This is a genomic window from Microbacterium sp. GbtcB4, assembly GCF_019091465.1.
GTDB classification, from domain to species: domain Bacteria; phylum Actinomycetota; class Actinomycetes; order Actinomycetales; family Microbacteriaceae; genus Microbacterium; species Microbacterium paraoxydans.
In genome coordinates this window covers 1-238 of record NZ_JAGXJJ010000513.1, presented here as the reverse complement: position 1 = coordinate 238, position 238 = coordinate 1, and the positions used below count along the sequence as shown (strand labels likewise).

General features: G+C 69.7%; 1 pseudogene. It reads left to right on the top strand.

From position 1 onward, the window contains the following. Positions 1-180 (top strand): annotated as a pseudogene (locus KVS71_RS18655) (CBS domain-containing protein); the annotation flags it as partial. Positions 181-238 lie beyond the last annotated feature (58 nt).

The following is a 238-nucleotide window of genomic DNA, read 5'->3' as shown; positions in this document are numbered from 1 at the left end:
AGCACGTCCGTCAAGGACGTCATGACGAGGGAGACCCTCGTCCCCGCCCCCGTCGGCGTCGCGGCGGGCGAGGTCATCGCGCTGTCCGCCAAGCACCGCGTCGAGAAGCTGCCCCTCATCGACGAGGACGGCAAGCACGCCGGCCTCATCACCATCAAGGACTTCGACAAGAGCGAGAAGTAACCGCTCGCCACCAAGGACGACCAGGGCCGCCTGGGGGTGGGCGCGGCGGTCGGCC